We start from the raw sequence: 18,140 nt of genomic DNA on the forward strand, positions 1-18,140 counted from the left end.
TGTCGGAGGTCCTTCGCATCTGGAAATCAATTGAACGGCGTCAGCTGCAGTTCAGCGGGACCGCAAAGCCGGTGCTGGACCTGCGCGACCCTTTTCCGTAGGCCGTACCACCGGCTGCCAGGCAGCCCGTAAGACGCTCAATCCGGCTAACAAAGGACGCGCCCACAGAGTTGTCCATTCGCGCGGAACTGTTCGAAGGCTCGCGAAGTACAGCAAACAGCGTATTGTTCACTTTGACGGTACTCAGCATCAGATTGCGATCCGCACCCTCGACGACAACGGCGTTGTTCGTCGTCCGCCCCCCGTTTTCGATCGCCACGCCGGCCATCTTTTCAAGAGACGTATCGTCAGACGCCACCCGGACCGGCGGAAGCGCCGCCAACTCGGCTGGTACATTCGTCAGCGGTGGCTGAAACGCCACTGTGCCCGGCACGTCAGCGGTTGTTCTGGGTTCACCGTCGATTCCGGTAAATCCGACACCTTCCCGGTTCCATGGATCTTCACAGGCCGCGAGGGTCAGGAAAGCGATTGCGGGCAACAAGATTTTTTTCATGACGGTCAACATATTGTGGCGGGTTGCTGAAGCGTAATGGTATGCGCAGCTTGTTTGCAAGCCATAGCAATGTCGATTAGCCGAAATCCTGATGCGCGGCTGCAACGGCGAACCAACCTGCCCTTCACTGCGACCCGCCATAAACAGCAGCACATGAACGACAAAAAAGGGCTCTGCCTTGACAGAGCCCTTTCGTGCAACTTCCAGTCAGAAGGCAGATTACTTGATCTTGCCTTCTTTGTATTCGACATGCTTGCGCACGACCGGGTCATATTTACGAACAGTCATTTTCTCGGTCATGGTGCGAGCGTTTTTCTTGGTCACGTAGAAGTGGCCCGTGCCCGCGGTCGAGTTCAGACGGATCTTGATTGTCGTCGGCTTCGCCATGGTTATCTCCTGCGTCCGGAAAGGCAGGGGCCTTTCGGTTGAATCCTTATGAGCGTGCGCTTTTACCCGTACTGCCGTACGAGTCAACCGGAATCGGCCCGGGATCTGCACAAATTCCGCCGTCGGCCCGCCCACGCCCGATGGGCGCATTTTGTTTGATCACGGATTCGTGATACGGTACCGGCAGATCACATCCCAAGAAGCTGAATTCGGGCTCGACGACCGAGGCACCACAACATGGCAGGACACTCTGGCAGCAGGGTTGTTTCATGTGACTTGATTGGGGGCTTTCATGACAGACCAAGATGAAAGGGCGACAAACCGGCCATCTGTAACGTTGGTCGCGCCACCGGCGGGGTTTGCCCTATCGGCGGGCGCCGCACTAATGGCCGACCCTGTCTGGCTGATCACCAACCCAATCCTCTACTCCAACTGACAGAACCCGCAAGGCCTTGGGGCCGGTCAGTTTCGTGGCCCCGCATCAATCTGAAATTGGGAGATAGAAATGCCGATTTTCATTACTTACGCTTCTTATTCGCAAACCGGTATTCGGGGAATGCTGAAAAAACCCGAGAATCGTACGGGACCGGTTCAGGCACTGCTGGACAAGGTTGGCGGGAAACTTCTGGCATTCTACATGACAACCGGGTCAAACGATGTGGTCGTCATCAGCGAAGCACCAGATGGCACAGACGCAGTTGCAATTGGCATGGCCGTTGGGGCCTCGGGTGCAGTGGACAAAGTGGAAACAGTACGCGCGTGGACAGCTGACGATTTCGTTGCGATCACGAAAAAGGCCGCCGAACTGACGGGCGCCTACACGCCGCCAGGAGGTTGAGAAATACGCGCGGAGGGCCTGTAAGCCGGATCTTGTTCCGGGGTTTCCCCCTTCGATGACCATTCCTCTAGGCCGTGCATTGCTGCACGGCTCGAGCTGCCAACCCGGTCCCTCTCGGCCAAGGCGTGCCTAGCGGCGGTTTCCAGGGCTTGCGCCCCGGACCAGCCCCGCGCGGGGACCCTATTCGGCATTGCTCCCGGTGGGGCTTGCCGTGCCGCCACTGTTGCCAGCGGCGCGGTGGGCTCTTACCCCACCGTTTCACCCTTACTCCGGATCAGATCCGGAGCGGTCTGTTTTCTGTGGCGCTTTCCGTCGGGTTACCCCGCCCGGGCGTTACCCGGCACCATTGCCTTGTGGAGTCCGGACTTTCCTCTCGGGCTTGCGCCCCAGCGGTCATCCGGCCCTCCGCGCAAGGGTGCAGTTATGCGGCGGGCAGCGCGGCGTCAAGCCGGGACGCAGCAAGGGGCGCTGCCCCTCTTGGCCTGCGGCCAATTCACCCCGGGATATTTGGAGCAAGAAAAAACATGGGCGCGGTCAGGTCGGCAGGGCGTCAGAGCGCAGAGGAGTGAAGTCCTCGGGAGTAAGAGGACCAGCTGCCCAAGGGCGAAAGCGAAGGCGGACGGCGCGTAGCAACGTGTCGTCATCTGCCGTAGTTGAATACCCTGCCCTGCCCGCGACCTGCCGGAAAAGTTCGGGATTGGGATCAGTCGGCCCGGTGTTCTGACCGCTCTGAGCTGCCAACCCCCGCCGTGCCAGCCGCGCCCAGTCGAAGCGCGGACCGGGATCGAACTTGCGCCCCGGCGCCATGTCGGAATGGCCGATCACCCCTTCGGGCGGAATGCTCCAGCGTTTCATGATCTGTGGCAGCAGCCGTTCCAGCACCGCCATCTGAGGCTCGGCAAATGGATGGGTACCGCGATTGTCCAGCTCAATACCGATCGAGCGCGAGTTGATGTCGTTTCTTCCATGCCAGCTTCCGGCACCCGCATGCCAGGCGCGATCCACCTCATCCACCATCTGCCAAAGGTGACCATCGCAACCAATCAGGTAATGCGCGGAAACTTCCGCTGCAGGATCGCACAAACGATCCAGCGCTGATTGCGCGCTGTCCATCGCCGTGTAGTGAAGAACGATCAGCGACGGCGTCAACCCATCCCGACGTGTGCCGAAGTTAGGAGAAGGCCGCCAAACAGGCTGCATGATCTCAGTTGCTGACAGCGCGCCGGAAGGGGCTTGGATCCCAACTGCAGGCATACCCGTCACCATCGGGGTCCAACCCCTTACGGTCCCGCTGAGGGCCGCCATTTTCCAGAAATTCCATCTGGGCCTGATCCGGGGATGGATAGCGTGCGCAATTGCGCTGTGCCTTGGCCTGCAGGTTAAAGCCTGCGCGGCTGTACAATTGCGTCCCCACCGGGTTCGAGGTGCTGAGGGCATATTGAACGATATTCGTCTCGCCGCCAGCACTACGCTCGGGAATGGCAGTGGGCGTCACAACCTCGTAGGTCTGGCTGTTCTGCTCCAACCGCGCTGCGTCGGATTCGATGCTGCGTCGACCGGACACAGCCTCAAAGTCCTGCTCGTCCGAAATACCCGAACTATTGATCACCGGGGTTGGGGTCGATACCGACGATGTACTCTGTATCGACGAGCCCTGTGTCGACGTGCTGGCCAGCGCCGCCGCGGTTTGGCTGGCGATATCGTCAGCGTTGCTCTGGTCTCCGGTCGGGAGCGTTGTATCAAAACCTGAAGGTGACAGCGGCTCTTCGGAAATCGCCGCGGGTGGAACCAGCGGGTTGCCGCCAACGCCCTGCCCGGCCAGTTCGGCCTCGCGTTGTGCCTGATATTCCGGCGTGTTGAAACCAACACCCGAAACAGGCGTCACGGTTTCGCACGCCGCCACAAAAGCTACGGCTGGAATCAGAAGCACTGCGCGCATAATGGCTGCTCCCCGCTTGTTGTTCTTGCCTGCCCGAAGGCTTACCACCATTTGCCCGGCTTGGCCACAAACCCGGCTGCACTTTCCAGTGCGTAGGCGGTATTGAGCAGATCGCCTTCGTCCCAAGGCCGACCAATCAGTTGCAGACCCAGCGGCAGCCCCTGCTTGTCCAGCCCGGCAGGTACCGAGATGCCCGGCAAACCGGCAAGGTTCACTGTCACGGTAAAGACGTCGTTCAGATACATCTGCACCGGGTCGGCCTCGGTCATTTCGCCCAGACCAAACGCAGCAGACGGAGTTGCCGGGGTCAGGATTGCATCGACACCTGCGGCAAACACGTCCTCGAAGTCCTTTTTGATCAGGGTCCGGACGCGGCGCGCGCGGTTGTAGTAGGCGTCGTAGAAACCGGCCGACAGAACATATGTGCCGACCATGACACGGCGCTGCACTTCATGGCCGAAACCTTCGGCGCGGGTTTTTTCGTACATCTCGGTGATGCCATCGCCCTGCGCCAGCTGCGCACGGCGGCCATAGCGCACACCGTCATAGCGGGCGAGGTTCGAGGACGCCTCGGCCGGAGCGATTACGTAATAAGCTGGCAGCGCGTATTTGGTGTGCGGCAGCGAGATATCGACAATCTCGGCACCGGCGGCTTTCAGCATCTCGGCCCCTTCGGACCATAGCTTTTCGATCTCGGCGGGCATTCCGTCCATGCGGTATTCCTTGGGGATACCGATTTTCTTGCCCTTGATGTCGCCGGTCAGCATCGCCTCGAAATTCGGCACCGCAAGTTCCGTGCTGGTCGAATCCTTGGGATCATGCCCGCACATCGCCTCCAGCATGATTGCCGCGTCGCGTACGTTCTTGGTCATCGGACCGGCCTGATCCAGAGAGGATGCGAAGGCGACAATGCCCCAGCGCGAACAACGGCCATAGGTCGGCTTGATGCCTGTGATGCCGGTGAACGCTGCTGGCTGACGGATCGATCCGCCTGTATCTGTGCCAGTCGCAGCAAGGCACAGATCGGCTGACACAGCAGCGGCCGAACCACCAGACGAGCCACCCGGCGTCAGTTGAGCGTCGTCATTGCCGCGCCGCCACGGGCTGACCGCGTTGCCGTAAACAGACGTTTCGTTGCTGCTCCCCATGGCGAATTCGTCCATGTTCAGCTTGCCCAGCATTACGGCACCCGCATCGGCCAGTTGCTGAGACACGGTGGATTCGTATTCGGGTTTAAACCCTTCCAGAATCTTCGAGGCCGCCTGCGACGGCACACCCTTGGTGCAGAACAGATCCTTGATACCGATCGGCAAGCCGCACATCGACGGCGCGTCGCCGCCCTTGATCCGCTCATCCGCAGCCTTAGCGCGTTCCAGCGCGATCTCAGGCGTCTTGTGGACAAATGCGTTCAGCGCATCCGCGTCGTCAATTGCCTTGAGGCAGGATTCGGTCAGCTCGACCGAGGTCACGTCACCTTTGCGCAGCGCGTCGCGGGCCTCGGCCAGGCCCAATTTGTTCAGATCGCTCATGTCTTACTCCACAACTTTGGGAACAGCGAAGAACCCTTCGCGCGCGTCCGGGGCATTGGCCAGAACCTTGTCCTGCTGATTGCCGTCGGTGACCACATCCTCGCGACGTTTCAGGCGCATCGGCTCGACCGAGACCATCGGCTCGACACCTTCGACATCCACTTCGTTCAGTTGCTCGATGAACCCAAGGATGGTGTTGAACTCGGATGCCAGCGCCGGCAGCGCGTCATCCTCGACCTTGATCCGGGCCAGTTTGGCCACCTTGGCGGCGGTGCTTTGGTCAATCGACATCGGAAAACCTCATATGCGTTAGGGGGCGTTTACCCCTCTGTCGGGCGGGTCGCAAGTCTGTGACGGCGGTAAACCTCGATCATCCAGCCAAGCATGATGGCATTCAGGATGTGCCATAGGAAATGCGTTCCCATTGGCCAGTGGACGCAAACAGGTTCGTCCAGCGCGCGAAAGGTGATGGAGGCGATCAGGATTCCGGCCCCGATGGCAAGCCCGCGCGCAGTTTCCGGCACCCTGTTTCGCAGCAAAACGGCATAGATCAGGATCAGCAAAGGTACCGGGGCGTAACCTGCCGACCCGCCCAGCCCCGGCACCAGCTGAAATATCGGCACGGTGAGCGCAGCGTAAGGAAGAAACAACGCCGTCAAGCCCAGCGCCTGCCAAATGCCCAATTTCCAGACATCCCGGTTCACCGCATAGATATAGACCAGAATGAACAGCAGTATCGGCGTGGTATCGGCCACTGCGGCCCAGACCTGTGCATGAGTGTGAAACAGGAAGCTGCCGATCCCGATCACTGCCAGAATTGCGACCAGCGCCATGGCCAAAGGTATGTTTTGCCCCCGAACCCGCCGCCACATGACGAAGGCAGCGATCAGAAACGCCGCATTTGTAACCGCGTTCACCGGCTCGGCCCAATAGCTGGGGTTCAGCCGCTCGCAATAGCCATCGATTTCCTGCATCCAGTCCATGGATTTTTACATAACGAATGCTAGGCTGCATCCAACAGATAAATGGAGGATTTTCATGAATATCATCTGGCTGGGCCATGGCAGCTTTCGAATTGAGGCCGACGGGCAGGTTCTGCTGATCGATCCGTGGCTAACCGGAAACCCGGCTCTGGCCGAGGATCAGCATGACGCAGCGGTTGCCGGGGCCACTCATATTCTTCTGACCCATACTCATTTCGATCACGTGGTGGACGTGCTGCCGCTGGCCAAAAAGCTGGATATCCCCGTTGTGGGTCAGTACGACCTGATGGGGTTCTGGGGCGAAACCGAAGGGGTCGAGACCGTAGGTTTCAACAAGGGCGGCACTGTCGATCTGAACGGGATCAAGGTTTCAATGGTTCCTGCATCGCACAGTTCCACCTTTTCGACACCCGACGGGCTGCGCACCGGCGGGACCGAGGTCGGCTTCATGATCGCGGCCGAAGGGCACATGCTCTATGTTTCCGGCGACACCGATATCATGGCCGACATGGAGTGGATGGGCGACTACTACAAACCGGATGTCGGCATTCTGTCTGCCGGCGGTCATTTCACCATGGACATGAAAGGGACGGCCTACGCGGCAAAGCGTTACTTCGACTTCAAGACCGTCATTCCCTGCCACTACAAAACCTTCCCGATTCTCGCGCAGTCGGCGCAAGAGCTGATCGACGGGCTGCCCGATGTAAACGTGATCGAGCCCGAGATCATGCAGCCGATAGAGATCTGAGGCATCCGCGACATGCCGAACGCCGTTCTGCCCTCGCCCGAGCTGATTGCGGTGATGCGCCGATGGAATCAGGCGATTCAGGACGGCGACGGCGCCGTGTTGGCAAACATGCTCTCACGGTCAGAGCACCTGCGATATCAGGGGTCTGCCGATGACGAATCATGGTCAGGTCAGTTGTTCCGCAAAGGTTTTGCCGATCATGTCGCGGAAATTCCGGATTTTGACTGGCAGGAGCACAGCCTGGAAGCCTTTGAATGCGGCGACATCGGCTGGGCGCATTGTCATGCAACCATCACTTTCTCGGCCAACGGCAAAGCGTCCCCGCATCGGTTCACCTTCGTTCTGCATCTGGAGGAAGGTGTCTGGAGAATCATACAGGTGCACGTGTCGAACCCGACGCCCAATCTGGAAAAGATGGGTGCCGAGCATGAGGCCCTTAACGCACTTGTGGCAGCGGCGCGGGATGGCTTTGTACAGGATCAGCGCGAAGGCACGGCGTCGGTCATGTTCACCGACATCGCCGATTCATCCAAAATCACCCAGCAATTGGGTGACAGTGACTGGACCGATACGATCCTTCATCATCTGAAACTGACCGAAGATGCGATTGCCGAACATCGCGGGCGGCTGGTCAAATCTCTTGGCGACGGAACCATGTCGATTTTTCAGACTGTCCACGACGCCATACAGGCCGCGATATCCCTGCAACGGAAAAACGCGGCATCGGCGTCAGACACTTCGCTTGGGCTGCGGATCGGTATCCACACAGGGGATGTCATTCAAAGGGAAGAAGATTTCTTTGGGACCGTCGTAAACAAGGCCGCGCGCATAACCGGCCTGAGCGGTCCGAATGAAATTCATGTCTCGGACGTAACCCGGCTTTTGGCAGGGAGCGAGGCAGGCCTGCACTTCGGCCCGGCAAAACCGGTGCACCTGAAAGGCTTTGGTGGGCAACAAACGGTCTATCGTCTGGAGTGGAAACCATCATAGGCACGCGCAGCCACCAGCGCAGGCGGCCGCAAGTCCAACGCTTCAGTCGCCTCTTCGTTCCTCAAAAAATGTCTTGAGCAGCGCTTCGCAGTCCCTGGCAGAGATACCGTCATAGACCTCGGGCTTGTGGTGCGCCTGCGGATGGCTGAACACCCGCGCCCCGTGATCGACCCCCCCGGATTTCGGGTCGGCAGCCCCGTAATAGATGCGCCGGATGCGCGCAGCGGCAAGGGCCCCCGCACACATTGCGCAGGGTTCCAGCGTCACGTACAGGTCATGATCCAGCAGCCGTTCAGACCCGATTGCGGCGCAGGCAGCCCGCATCGCAACAATTTCCGCGTGGGCCGTCGGATCATTCAACTCGCGCGTCCGGTTTCCCGCTGCGGCCACGACCTGACCACCCGGGGACACGATCACCGCTCCCACGGGCACTTCACCCCGGTCTGCTGCCGCGCGCGCCTCGGCCAGTGCCAGTTCCATGTACGATCTGAATTCCATGCCTCTGACTGCCCCACAATCCCGGCTTTCGCAAGCCGCCGGGATGGGCTATGGCCTCAGGATGAGCAACACCCCTCCTCCCGGCGACCGGATCGCCAAAGTTCTGGCCCGCGCGGGCGTCGCCTCGCGCCGCGAAGCCGAACGCATGATTGAAGCGGGCCGCGTGACCGTCAATGGCAAGGCCATCAGCAGCCCCGCGCTGAACGTAACCGCCAAAGACAGGATCACCGTCGATGGCAAACTGGTTTCCGAACCCGAACCTCCGCGCCTGTGGCTGTATCACAAACCCAACGGGTTGGTGACGACGACGCGCGACGAAAAGGGGCGCAAAACCATTTTCGACGATCTGCCCGAGGATATGCCCCGGGTGATGAGTGTCGGGCGCCTAGACCTCAATTCCGAAGGGCTGCTGCTGCTGACGAACGATGGCGGCATCAAGCGCAAGCTGGAATTGCCCGCTACCGGCTGGCTGCGCAAATACCGTGTCCGGATCAACGGACGCCCCAAAGACGAGGATTTCGCACCCCTGCGGAAGGGGCTCGTCATAGACGGGGAAAAGTTTCAGCCGATGACGGTCTCGCTGGATCGGCAACAGGGGGCCAATGCCTGGCTGACCGTGGGCTTGCGTGAGGGCAAGAACCGCGAGATCCGCCGCGCCATGGAAGATATCGGTCTGTCCGTGAACCGCCTTCTGCGTGTGTCGTACGGTCCGTTCCAACTGGGTGCCCTGAAGCCCGGTGAGGTCGAGGAAATCCGCCGTCGTGTCGTCCGCGACCAGCTTGGGCTGGACACGGATGACAAGCCCGACCAGGCCCCAAAGCGCCCTGCCCGACCACAAAGAAACAGACCTCCGATAGGCAAAAAACCTCGCAAGTGACGCCGGTTGCGCAACCTTCCCCCTAGCGCCGACCACGGGCATACATTAGTTTCTTAATATATGCGGTAGCTTGGGGGGCGCCATGTCTCAGACCGGAGTGCAAAAGGTTGCCTATGCAGCGCTTCTTGTGTTGCTGTTCGGTGTTTGCACCGGCTTGTTGGGCGGGTTGTAGGTCGTGGCCAAGCGATACGGCGGAAAATACAGCCCTGATGACAAACCGGAAACCGGGGATCAGCCCGAGCGTGGTCAATATGACGGGGCGCGGGTCGAACCAGCTGGCGCGCGGGCCAATATCATGTTCGTGCCAGCGATCCCACTGGTGTTTCTATCCCTGAACGATGGCGCCATTGGCATGACGCTGGGCCTGGTCGCGGCGGGTATGCTGACTCTGGCCGCATGGCTGCTGCGCGAGGGGTTACGCGCCGAGGCCGCCTATAAGGCGCGCCGCACAGCCAGACGACCGGCGATCCCCCGCAAGATTTTTGCAAGTGCCCTGACGGGATTGGGTATCGCTCTGGCGGCGTATCGCAATGAATACCTCGACACCGAAGCTGCTGCGCAGGTCAGCCTGCTGGCTCCGGTTCTTTTTGGCGTGGTCACGGCCGTACTTCATTCCGTCTCTTTCGGTATCGACCCCCTCAAAGACAAGGGAATGGAAGGCATTGACACATTTCAGCAGGACCGCGTCGCCCGCGTGGTGGATGATGCCGAAGCAAGCCTGACGGAAATGTCCGATGCCATTGCGCGTGCGGGTGACCGGCGGATCGAAGCCCGGGTCGAACGATTTCAAAATACCGCGCGCGAGTTGTTTCGCACGGTCGAGGAAGACCCCCGCGATCTGGCCGGTGCGCGAAAGTACCTGACGGTGTACCTGCAGGGTGCCCGTGACGCGACGGTTAAGTTCGCCGACGTCTATGCGCGCACCCGCGATGCGCAGGCTCTGGCGGATTACACCGCTTTGCTGGATGATCTTGAACAGAATTTCGCGGCCCGTACCCGTAAGATGCTTTTGGATGATCGCAGTGATCTGACTGTTGAAATTGATGTGTTGCGCGAACGGCTGCAACGCGAAGGCGTCCGGTTGGATTGACCGGCCATTTTTGAGCGAGGACTATTTTCATGTCTGATGAAATCAAGAACAAGGCAGTGGAAGCGGAAACGCTGGTTCAGGAAGTAACTGCAGTGGCCCTACCGGAACCGCAGTCGCAGATCATTTCTTTGGAAGAGGCGGATGATCCCGTCAGTGCCGAAATACGCAAGCGCATGAATGAGATCGACATGGACAACACGAATTCGATCGTGTCCTTCGGCTCGTCCGCGCAGGCGGAATTGCAGGAAATCAGTCAGGCCATGCTGGCGGATGTGCGCAACAAGGATGTGGGCCCCGCGGGTGACAGCCTGCGCAACATCGTGACGACGATCCGCGGGTTTTCGGTAAGTGAGCTGGATGTCCGGCGCGAGCGCAGCTGGTGGGAAAAGCTACTCGGCAAAGCTGCGCCTTTTGCCAAGTTCACGGCACAGTACGAAGACGTGCAGGGGCAGATCGACCGGATTACCGACGATCTTCTGGGGCATGAGCATACGCTGCTCAAGGACATCAAGTCGCTTGATCTGCTGTATGAAAAAACGCTCCAGTTCTATGACGAACTGGCGCTTTACATCGCTGCGGGCGAGGAAAAGCTGACCGAACTGGACAGCCACGATATTCCCGAAAAAGAGGCCGAGGTTCAGGCCGTGCCCGAAGAAGAGCAGGTGATGAAAGCGCAGGAGCTGCGCGATCTGCGCGCGGCGCGCGACGATCTGGAACGTCGGGTGCACGACCTGAAACTGACCCGTCAGGTCACGATGCAGTCGCTTCCCTCGATCCGTCTGGTTCAGGAAAACGACAAGTCACTGGTGACCAAGATCAACTCGACACTGGTCAATACCGTCCCTCTCTGGGAAACGCAGCTGGCGCAGGCCGTCACGATCCAACGCAGTGCCGAGGCCGCCTCTGCCGTGCGTGACGCCAATGACCTGACAAACGAATTGCTGACATCGAACGCGGCCAACCTGCGGCAATCCAACAAGATGATCCGCGAAGAGATGGAGCGCGGCGTGTTCGACATCGAAGCGGTCAAACAGGCCAATGCGGATCTGATCGGAACCATTCAGGAAAGCCTGCAGATCGCCGACGAAGGCAAGGCCAAACGCGCGGCGGCAGAAGAAGATCTGAAGAAAATGGAAGCCGAACTGCGCGACACGCTGGCCTCGGCCAAGGCGCGGCAGGACGGGCTGGGCGATACCGCCGGAACGGCTGTTCCGGGTTGACGACTTGCGGGTGGAATCGGTGAAACACTTGCGGCATGTCGTGGCAGTTGTGTCGTTGTTGGTGCTGGCCAACTGCGATACGGCCGATATGGCATCACTCGTTCCACAAGCGCGCCCGACGCCCGCCATTGCCACCGAGGATTTGTACATCGAGCCCTCTGCGGCAAGTGTTGATCTGGCCCGTTACTACGAAAAGGTGCAGAACGATTTGCTGACGCGCGGCCTGCTGCGCACAGATGGCGGCGGCCCCGACACGCCGTATGATGCCAGCGACCTTGTCCGCAACTTCGAAACCATCGCCTTTTACAGCGAATATCCCGGACAGGCCGTATCCGCAGGCAGCCGCCGGACAAGCGGCCAGCTGAGCCGGTGGACAGGCCCCGTGCGGGTCAGCGCGGAATTCGGCCCCTCTGTCCCGCTGGAGACACGCAGCGAGGACAGGGCCAAAATCGAAAATTACAGCCTGCGTCTGGCGAAGTTGACCGATCATCCGATTTCAACCGTCAGCCGCAACGCAAATTTTCACATCTTCGTCGCGGGCGAGGATGACACTGAATTCGTTCAGAACCGGCTGAGGCAGCTGATTCCGAACATCGGTCAGGCGCAGCTTGATCTGTTCGACAAACTGCCACGCTCCTTTTACTGCTTTGTCTTTGCCTCGGCCAGCCAGGGGTCGCCCAATGAATACGCGCGCGCGGTGGCCTTGGTTCGGGCAGAACATCCAGACCTGGTGCGCCTCAGCTGCATTCATGAAGAAATCGCACAAGGTCTGGGCTTGCCAAACGACAGTCCCGCGGCGCGTCCTTCGATCTTCAATGACGATGACGAATTCGCCCTTTTGACAAGCCATGACGAGAAACTGCTGACAATGCTTTACGATCCGCGCCTCAAACCCGGCATGACCGCCGATCAGGCCCGACCGGTAACCCGGATCATCGCACGTGAATTGATGGGCCAGTCGCTCTGACCCAATAAGACAGGAGAAATCCAATGGGAATTTTCGATTTTCTGACCGGAGAATTCATTGATGTCATTCATTGGGTGGATGACACCCGCGACACCATGGTCTGGCGGTTCGAGCGTGAGGGCCACGAGATCAAGTACGGCGCCAAACTGACGGTGCGCGAAGGGCAGTCGGCGGTCTTTGTGCACGAGGGGCAATTGGCGGATGTGTTCACGCCGGGCCTCTACATGCTCGAAACCAACAACATGCCGATCATGACGACGCTGCAGCACTGGGATCACGGATTCCAGTCGCCGTTCAAATCCGAAATCTATTTCGTCAACACGACCCGGTTCAACGACCTGAAGTGGGGCACCAAGAACCCCATCATGCTGCGTGATCCCGAATTCGGGCCAACCCGCATTCGCGCCTATGGCACCTATACGATCCGCGTGAAAGACCCGGCGCGGTTCCTCGTCGAAATCGTCGGAACCGATGGCGAATTTACCATGGATGAGATCAGCTTTCAGATCCGAAATATCATCGTACAGGAATTCAGCCGCGTCATCGCCGCGTCGGGCATACCGGTTCTGGACATGGCCGCAAATACCGCCGATCTGGGCAAGCTGATCGCGGCCGAGGTCTCGCCCGTCCTGGATGGGTACGGGTTGGAAATGCCGGAATTCTACATTGAAAACATCTCGCTCCCGCCCGCTGTCGAGGCGGCGCTGGACAAGCGGACCTCGATGGGGCTTGCCGGTGATCTGGGCAAGTTCACCCAGTATTCGGCTGCCGAAGCCATGACCGCAGCCGCCAACAACCCCGGACAGGGCGGCGGCATGGGCGCAGGGCTTGGCATGGGGATGGGCATGGCCATGGCGCAGCAGATGGGCAACATGGCAGCGGGTCTGCCGAGCGGCCCGTGGGGCGCACCAGCGCCCGCTGCCCCGCAGCCGACAGCGCATGTGGCACCGCCCCCTCCGCCCCCGGTCGAGCATGTGTGGCATATTGCTGTCGACGGTCAGACCAGCGGACCGTTCTCAAAAGCCAAAATGGGTCGCATGGCGGCAGAGGGTGAGATCACGCGCGAGTCCTTTGTCTGGACCGCCGGTCAGGACGGCTGGAAAAAGGCCGGGGACGTTCAGGAACTGGCGCAACTGTTCACGATCCTGCCGCCCCCACCGCCCGGAGCGTGACCTTGGCCGCAGCCCATGCCAGATCAGATTGAGGAGAGGCCGTGACCACCAACAGCGAACACCGGTTCCCTTGCGAACAATGCGGCGCGGACTATCGGTTCAACCCGGGCGACGGAACGCTGACTTGCGTCCATTGCGGCCATTCCGAACCGATCGGGTCCGGCCCATGGGGGGGCGCAAACCTGCGCGAACTGGATTTCGACGCGGCAATCGCGGACAAGTTGCCGGAAAGCGAAATCGAGGAAACGCGCGTTCTTTCCTGCCCCAACTGCGCGGCGCAGATCGAATTTGATCCGGACACGCACGCGGCGGAATGCCCGTTCTGCGCCACTCCTGTGGTCACGGATACGGGCATTAACCGGCATATCAAACCACGGGGTGTTTTGCCCTTCGCACTGGACGAGCGTTCGGCCCACAAAGCCATGAGTGACTGGCTTGGCCGTCTGTGGTTCGCCCCAAACGGGCTGAAGGATTATGCCCGCAAGGGGCGAAGGATGCAGGGCATCTATGTTCCCTACTGGACATTCGACGCGGATACCCGATCCAGTTATCGCGGTGAACGGGGCGTGATCTATTACGAAACCCGGACTGTAATGCAGGACGGGAAACGGGTGCAGCAGCAGGTTCCGAAAATCCGCTGGTCACCAAAATCAGGCCGCGTGTCGCGGTTCTTTGACGATGTTCTGGTTCTGGCTTCGCGCTCGCTGCCAAAAAAGTACACCGATGCCTTGGAACCGTGGGACCTGCCTGCGCTGGAGCCGTATCAGCCTGAATACCTCGCCGGTTTCCGGGCCGAGGCCTATACCGTCGATCTGAACGAAGGGCACAAGCAGGCGCGCGTCCATATGGCCCGCGTGATCGAACGGGACGTGCGGTTTGATATCGGCGGGGACCGGCAGCGTATTCATGCCATCGATACCGACGTCAGCAACGTGACATTCAAGCATATTCTTCTGCCGATATGGATGGCAGCATATAAGTACCGGGGCCAGACCTATCGGTTTGTCATCAACGGAAGAACCGGACGGGTACAGGGCGAACGGCCCTGGTCGGCGATCAAGATCACCATTGCCGTTTTCTTTGGTCTGCTTGTTGCAGCTGGAATCGGATACCTTGCGGCTACAGGACAGCAATAGCGTCCGAATACCGGAAACCACTTTCCACCACGATTTTTCCGCCGCGGACCTCTTGCACATCGCGCCGGTGAACGACATCCTGCCGCGCGTTCGCGTGGGAGGAACCAGAGTGATGCTGAATAGTCTGAACCAGCTTTTGAATGACCGGCACTCGTGCCGCGCCTTCTCTTCAGATCAGGTTCCCAGAGCAGACATCGAGAGCATCGTAAACAGTGCAATCCGCGTTCCAAGCTGGTGTAACGCCCAGCCGTGGCACGTTCACGTCACCAGCGGCGCGGAAACGGATGCGTTTCGCGCGGCCCTGCTGGACGAAGCAATAAATGGCTCTCCATCCCCTGATCTGCCGTTTCCAACGTCTTATTCGGGCGTTTATCAGGATCGCCGCCGCGCCTGTGGCTGGGCGCTGTACGAGGCGGTGGGCGTCGAAAAAGGCGACCGCGCCGGGTCTGCCCGTCAAATGATGCAGAACTTTTCGCTGTTCGGCGCACCGCATTGCGCGATCATTTCCAGCCCCGCCGAGCTGGGATCATATGGCGCCATGGATTGCGGCGGCTTCGTAACCGCGTTCACGCTGGCGGCACAGGCGCTTGGCATAGCAACCATCCCTCAAGCGGCCGTTGCGTCTTATGGGCCGTTTCTGCACCGGTATTTCGACATTCCCGAAGACCGTTTGATCCTGTGCGCCATATCCTTTGGCTATCCTGACGCACAGCACCCGGCCAATACGTTCCGTACGGATCGTGCCGGGCTGGATGAGGTCGTGACTTGGAAAGGCTGACAGACCCGGTCATTTTGTGCTGCGGCGAGGCGGTTGCCGACCTTGTGCCCGCAGAGCTTGCCGAAGGCGGAACCGGCTTCCGCCCGGTTCCCGGCGGCGCAGCCGTCAACACTGCGGTCGCACTGGCGCGGCTTGGAACGCCATCGGGATTTGTCGGAACACTGTCGACTGACCCGATGGGAACGATGCTGAGAACGCATCTCTATACCGAAGGCGTTAATCTGAACGGTGCCGTTTCCTCCGATGCTTCGGCGACGGTGGCACTGGCGCATCCGCTAACCGACGGAACAAGGTTTGACCTTTATGATGAAGGAACGGCTGGCCGCGCCCTGCAACGCGGAATGCTGCCACCCCTGCCCCAGTCAGTACAGGCTCTGGTCTTTGGCGGGATCAGCCTGATTCACGCCCCGGGTGCAGACGAGTTCGAGGCGCTGGCCGCATCGAACAACGACAGGCTGATCTGGCTGGACCTGAACATACGCGGCGGCCTTGTCAGCGATCCCGGACCCTACCGCGCGCGGCTTGAACGAATGGCAAAATTGGCTGACGTCATCAAGGTTTCAGATGAAGATCTGGAGTGGTTGGGCCCCCTCCCCCCGCTGCGCGACAATCAGCTGCTGCTGCAAACCTGCGGGGCACAGGGCGCAAAGGCAAAGCTGGGCGCGATCGATTTCGCGGTTCCGGCCCCCGTTCGCGACGTGCGCGATACCGTGGGGGCAGGCGATATCTTCAACGCCGGGTTTCTGTCTTTCCTCTATCGGAATGGATTGTTGAACACGCCCCTGAAATTGAATGAACAAGCCCTTACAGACGCGGTCAGTTTCGGCATCACCGCGGCCAGCATCAGCGTAACGCGGTCCGGGGCGGATGCCCCCACAACAGAGGAAGTCTTATGCGCGCAGTAGTTCAGCGTGTCGCCCGGGCCTCGGTCACGGTTGATGGTGCGGTCATCGGACAAACAGGGCCGGGATTGATGATCCTTGTCTGCGCGATGCAGGAAGACAGCGAAACGAAGGCCGATCAGCTTGCCGCGAAAATCGCCCGGCTGCGCATTTTCAAGGATGAGGCGGGCAAGATGAACCGGTCCGTTCTGGATATACAGGGATCGGCCCTTGTCATCAGCCAGTTCACGCTGGCGGCCGATACCTCGCGCGGCAACCGGCCCGGCTATTCCAACGCGGCACCGCCCGCAGAGGGCCAGCGGCTTTACAAGCGTTTCGTGCGACAGTTGGCAGCGCAGGGCATTCCGGTCGAGACCGGCCAGTTCGGAGCTGATATGCAAGTGGAACTCATCAATGATGGCCCGGTCACAATCTGTTTGGAAAGCTGATGAACCAAAGACAGACAGCAATCGACATCTGGAAATCCGGCGTTGATGCCGTTGGAGGCTATCGCGCGACAGCCTCTGCGCTGGAAAACGCAGAGCGACCGGATCAGATTATCGCCGTTGGCAAGGCAGCGGGCGCAATGGCACGGGCCGCACTGGACCGGTTCGGCACGTTGCCCTGTCTGGTCGTGACCAAGGATGGCCACGGCGAAGGTTTGCCCGATCATGTGACATTGATCGAAGCCTCGCACCCGGTCCCGGATGCCCGCAGCCTGACCGGAGGCCGCGCGTTGCGGGCGGCAGTGTCGGGTATGGAATCCGGATCGCATCTGCTGCTGCTGGTTTCGGGCGGAGCCTCTTCGCTGGCCGAAGATCTGGAAGACGGCAAGACGCTGGAGGATCTGGAAGTCCTCAATCGCAGACTGTTGTCGCAAGGGCTGGATATTCATGCCATGAACGCGCAACGGCGGTTGATTTCCCGGATCAAGGGCGGGCGATTGTTGTCCGAATTTTCCGGAGGCTGTGCAACCGTTCTGGCCATCTCTGACGTACCGGGCGACGATCTGAACGTGATTGGCTCGGGTATCGGCGCAATCCCGGCCGATCCTCTTTTCGCGGCAACGGCGCGCATCGTCGCGTCCAATATGCACGCACGCAATGCGGCCAAGGACGCAGGTCAGCAGGCAGGTCTTGAGGTCATCGCCAACGAAGAAGCCATGCACGACGATTACCTTGCGGTTGCCGGCAAACTGGGCGCGCGTCTGCGGGAAATGCCTCGGGGTGTCATGGTGTTTGGCGGTGAACCAACCGTTGTGCTGCCCGACCAGCCCGGACGCGGCGGACGCAATCAGGCGCTGGGTCTGGCGCTTGCCCGCGAAATCCGGGGCTGCGACGGGTTGACCTTGGTGGTCGGCGGAACCGACGGGACCGATGGGCCGACCGACGCCGCCGGGGCCATCGTGGACGGCACCACCTGGGACGACGATGCCGAGCGCGCACTGGCCGCTGCTGACAGCGGCAGTTTCCTGGACAAGAAGGGCGCGCTGTTGGTGACGGGGCCAACCGGCACCAACGTCATGGACCTTCTCGTCGCAATCAGGGAATGATT

Annotated in this window: 22 protein-coding genes and 1 other RNA gene; 14 read left to right on the plus strand and 9 right to left on the minus strand. The window is 60.1% G+C overall.

The window, feature by feature from the left end:
• Positions 1–40: 40 nt before the first annotated feature.
• Positions 41–553, minus strand: coding sequence for a hypothetical protein (locus ACR0D6_RS03115; RefSeq protein WP_170650893.1), 513 nt, complete (start codon positions 551–553; stop codon positions 41–43).
• Between the two features lie 219 nt (positions 554–772).
• On the minus strand, positions 773–940 hold the full coding sequence (gene rpmG / locus ACR0D6_RS03120; protein ID WP_007799108.1) for a 50S ribosomal protein L33: 168 nt from the start codon (positions 938–940) through the stop codon (positions 773–775).
• 292 nt (positions 941–1,232) lie between these two features.
• Here rpmG and ACR0D6_RS03125 point away from each other — a divergent pair, with 292 nt between their 5' ends.
• Entirely contained in the window at positions 1,233–1,376 is a 144-nt protein-coding gene (locus ACR0D6_RS03125) for a hypothetical protein (RefSeq protein WP_480764430.1), read from the plus strand.
• 69 nt (positions 1,377–1,445) lie between these two features.
• A complete protein-coding gene (locus ACR0D6_RS03130; protein WP_170650895.1) occupies positions 1,446–1,778 on the plus strand; it encodes a GYD domain-containing protein in 333 nt (110 codons plus the stop codon).
• Between the two features lie 5 nt (positions 1,779–1,783).
• On the opposite strand, the gene rnpB is transcribed toward ACR0D6_RS03130, so the two are convergent.
• The 6 genes from rnpB to ACR0D6_RS03160 form a co-directional block, all read right to left on the minus strand.
• Positions 1,784–2,187: RNase P RNA component class A (rnpB, locus tag ACR0D6_RS03135), an RNA gene on the minus strand.
• A 125-nt stretch (positions 2,188–2,312) separates the two neighbouring features.
• Positions 2,313–2,978 (minus strand): N-acetylmuramoyl-L-alanine amidase, encoded by a 666-nt coding sequence (locus tag ACR0D6_RS03140; protein WP_480764431.1) that lies wholly within the window; start codon positions 2,976–2,978, stop codon positions 2,313–2,315.
• 4 nt (positions 2,979–2,982) lie between these two features.
• On the minus strand, positions 2,983–3,717 hold the full coding sequence (locus tag ACR0D6_RS03145) for a hypothetical protein (RefSeq protein WP_480448743.1): 735 nt from the start codon (positions 3,715–3,717) through the stop codon (positions 2,983–2,985).
• A gap of 41 nt (positions 3,718–3,758) precedes the next feature.
• Positions 3,759–5,246, minus strand: coding sequence for an Asp-tRNA(Asn)/Glu-tRNA(Gln) amidotransferase subunit GatA (gene gatA / locus ACR0D6_RS03150; RefSeq protein WP_170650898.1), 1,488 nt, complete (start codon positions 5,244–5,246; stop codon positions 3,759–3,761).
• 3 nt (positions 5,247–5,249) lie between these two features.
• Positions 5,250–5,537, minus strand: coding sequence for an Asp-tRNA(Asn)/Glu-tRNA(Gln) amidotransferase subunit GatC (gene gatC / locus ACR0D6_RS03155; protein WP_170325838.1), 288 nt, complete (start codon positions 5,535–5,537; stop codon positions 5,250–5,252).
• A gap of 29 nt (positions 5,538–5,566) precedes the next feature.
• Positions 5,567–6,229: a ceramidase domain-containing protein gene (locus tag ACR0D6_RS03160; RefSeq protein WP_480764432.1), complete on the minus strand. Its 663-nt coding sequence runs from the start codon at positions 6,227–6,229 to the stop codon at positions 5,567–5,569.
• A 55-nt stretch (positions 6,230–6,284) separates the two neighbouring features.
• On the opposite strand from ACR0D6_RS03160, the gene ACR0D6_RS03165 reads away from it, so the two are divergent.
• Both ACR0D6_RS03165 and ACR0D6_RS03170 read left to right on the plus strand, forming a co-directional pair.
• Positions 6,285–6,977, plus strand: coding sequence for a metal-dependent hydrolase (locus tag ACR0D6_RS03165; protein WP_170650900.1), 693 nt, complete (start codon positions 6,285–6,287; stop codon positions 6,975–6,977).
• Positions 6,978–6,989: 12 nt separating this feature from the next.
• Positions 6,990–7,967, plus strand: coding sequence for a nuclear transport factor 2 family protein (locus ACR0D6_RS03170; protein ID WP_480764433.1), 978 nt, complete (start codon positions 6,990–6,992; stop codon positions 7,965–7,967).
• Between the two features lie 42 nt (positions 7,968–8,009).
• Here ACR0D6_RS03170 and ACR0D6_RS03175 read toward each other — a convergent pair whose 3' ends face one another.
• On the minus strand, positions 8,010–8,465 hold the full coding sequence (locus ACR0D6_RS03175) for a nucleoside deaminase (protein WP_480764434.1): 456 nt from the start codon (positions 8,463–8,465) through the stop codon (positions 8,010–8,012).
• Positions 8,466–8,526: 61 nt separating this feature from the next.
• Here ACR0D6_RS03175 and ACR0D6_RS03180 point away from each other — a divergent pair, with 61 nt between their 5' ends.
• The 10 genes from ACR0D6_RS03180 (at position 8,527) to ACR0D6_RS03225 (ending at position 18,138) form a co-directional block, all read left to right on the plus strand.
• Positions 8,527–9,342 carry a pseudouridine synthase gene (locus tag ACR0D6_RS03180; RefSeq protein ID WP_480764435.1) on the plus strand — a complete coding sequence of 272 codons (816 nt, stop codon included), beginning with the start codon at positions 8,527–8,529 and terminating at the stop codon, positions 9,340–9,342.
• A 175-nt stretch (positions 9,343–9,517) separates the two neighbouring features.
• On the plus strand, positions 9,518–10,432 hold the full coding sequence (locus ACR0D6_RS03185; protein ID WP_480764436.1) for a 5-bromo-4-chloroindolyl phosphate hydrolysis family protein: 915 nt from the start codon (positions 9,518–9,520) through the stop codon (positions 10,430–10,432).
• 29 nt (positions 10,433–10,461) lie between these two features.
• Positions 10,462–11,652, plus strand: a complete 1,191-nt coding sequence (locus ACR0D6_RS03190) for a toxic anion resistance protein (protein WP_480448734.1) — start codon at positions 10,462–10,464, stop codon at positions 11,650–11,652.
• An 88-nt stretch (positions 11,653–11,740) separates the two neighbouring features.
• Positions 11,741–12,619, plus strand: coding sequence for a DUF2927 domain-containing protein (locus ACR0D6_RS03195; RefSeq protein ID WP_480764730.1), 879 nt, complete (start codon positions 11,741–11,743; stop codon positions 12,617–12,619).
• Between the two features lie 23 nt (positions 12,620–12,642).
• Positions 12,643–13,791 (plus strand): SPFH domain-containing protein, encoded by a 1,149-nt coding sequence (locus ACR0D6_RS03200; protein ID WP_480764437.1) that lies wholly within the window; start codon positions 12,643–12,645, stop codon positions 13,789–13,791.
• A 41-nt stretch (positions 13,792–13,832) separates the two neighbouring features.
• The gene (locus ACR0D6_RS03205; RefSeq protein WP_480764438.1) at positions 13,833–14,927 is read left to right on the plus strand and encodes a TFIIB-type zinc finger domain-containing protein; all 1,095 of its coding nucleotides are present in this window, start codon (positions 13,833–13,835) and stop codon (positions 14,925–14,927) included.
• Positions 14,928–15,039: 112 nt separating this feature from the next.
• Positions 15,040–15,705 (plus strand): nitroreductase, encoded by a 666-nt coding sequence (locus ACR0D6_RS03210; protein WP_480764731.1) that lies wholly within the window; start codon positions 15,040–15,042, stop codon positions 15,703–15,705.
• Positions 15,693–16,610 (plus strand): carbohydrate kinase family protein, encoded by a 918-nt coding sequence (locus ACR0D6_RS03215; RefSeq protein WP_480764439.1) that lies wholly within the window; start codon positions 15,693–15,695, stop codon positions 16,608–16,610. The genes ACR0D6_RS03210 and ACR0D6_RS03215 overlap by 13 nt, the downstream gene beginning before the upstream one ends.
• Entirely contained in the window at positions 16,598–17,035 is a 438-nt protein-coding gene (gene dtd, locus ACR0D6_RS03220; protein WP_480764440.1) for a D-aminoacyl-tRNA deacylase, read from the plus strand. The genes ACR0D6_RS03215 and dtd overlap by 13 nt, the downstream gene beginning before the upstream one ends.
• A complete protein-coding gene (locus tag ACR0D6_RS03225; RefSeq protein WP_480764441.1) occupies positions 17,035–18,138 on the plus strand; it encodes a glycerate kinase type-2 family protein in 1,104 nt (367 codons plus the stop codon). Before dtd ends, ACR0D6_RS03225 begins: the two co-directional genes overlap by 1 nt.
• Positions 18,139–18,140: the final 2 nt, after the last annotated feature.

The sequence above is a fragment of the Ruegeria sp. BJ6 genome (assembly GCF_056537885.1).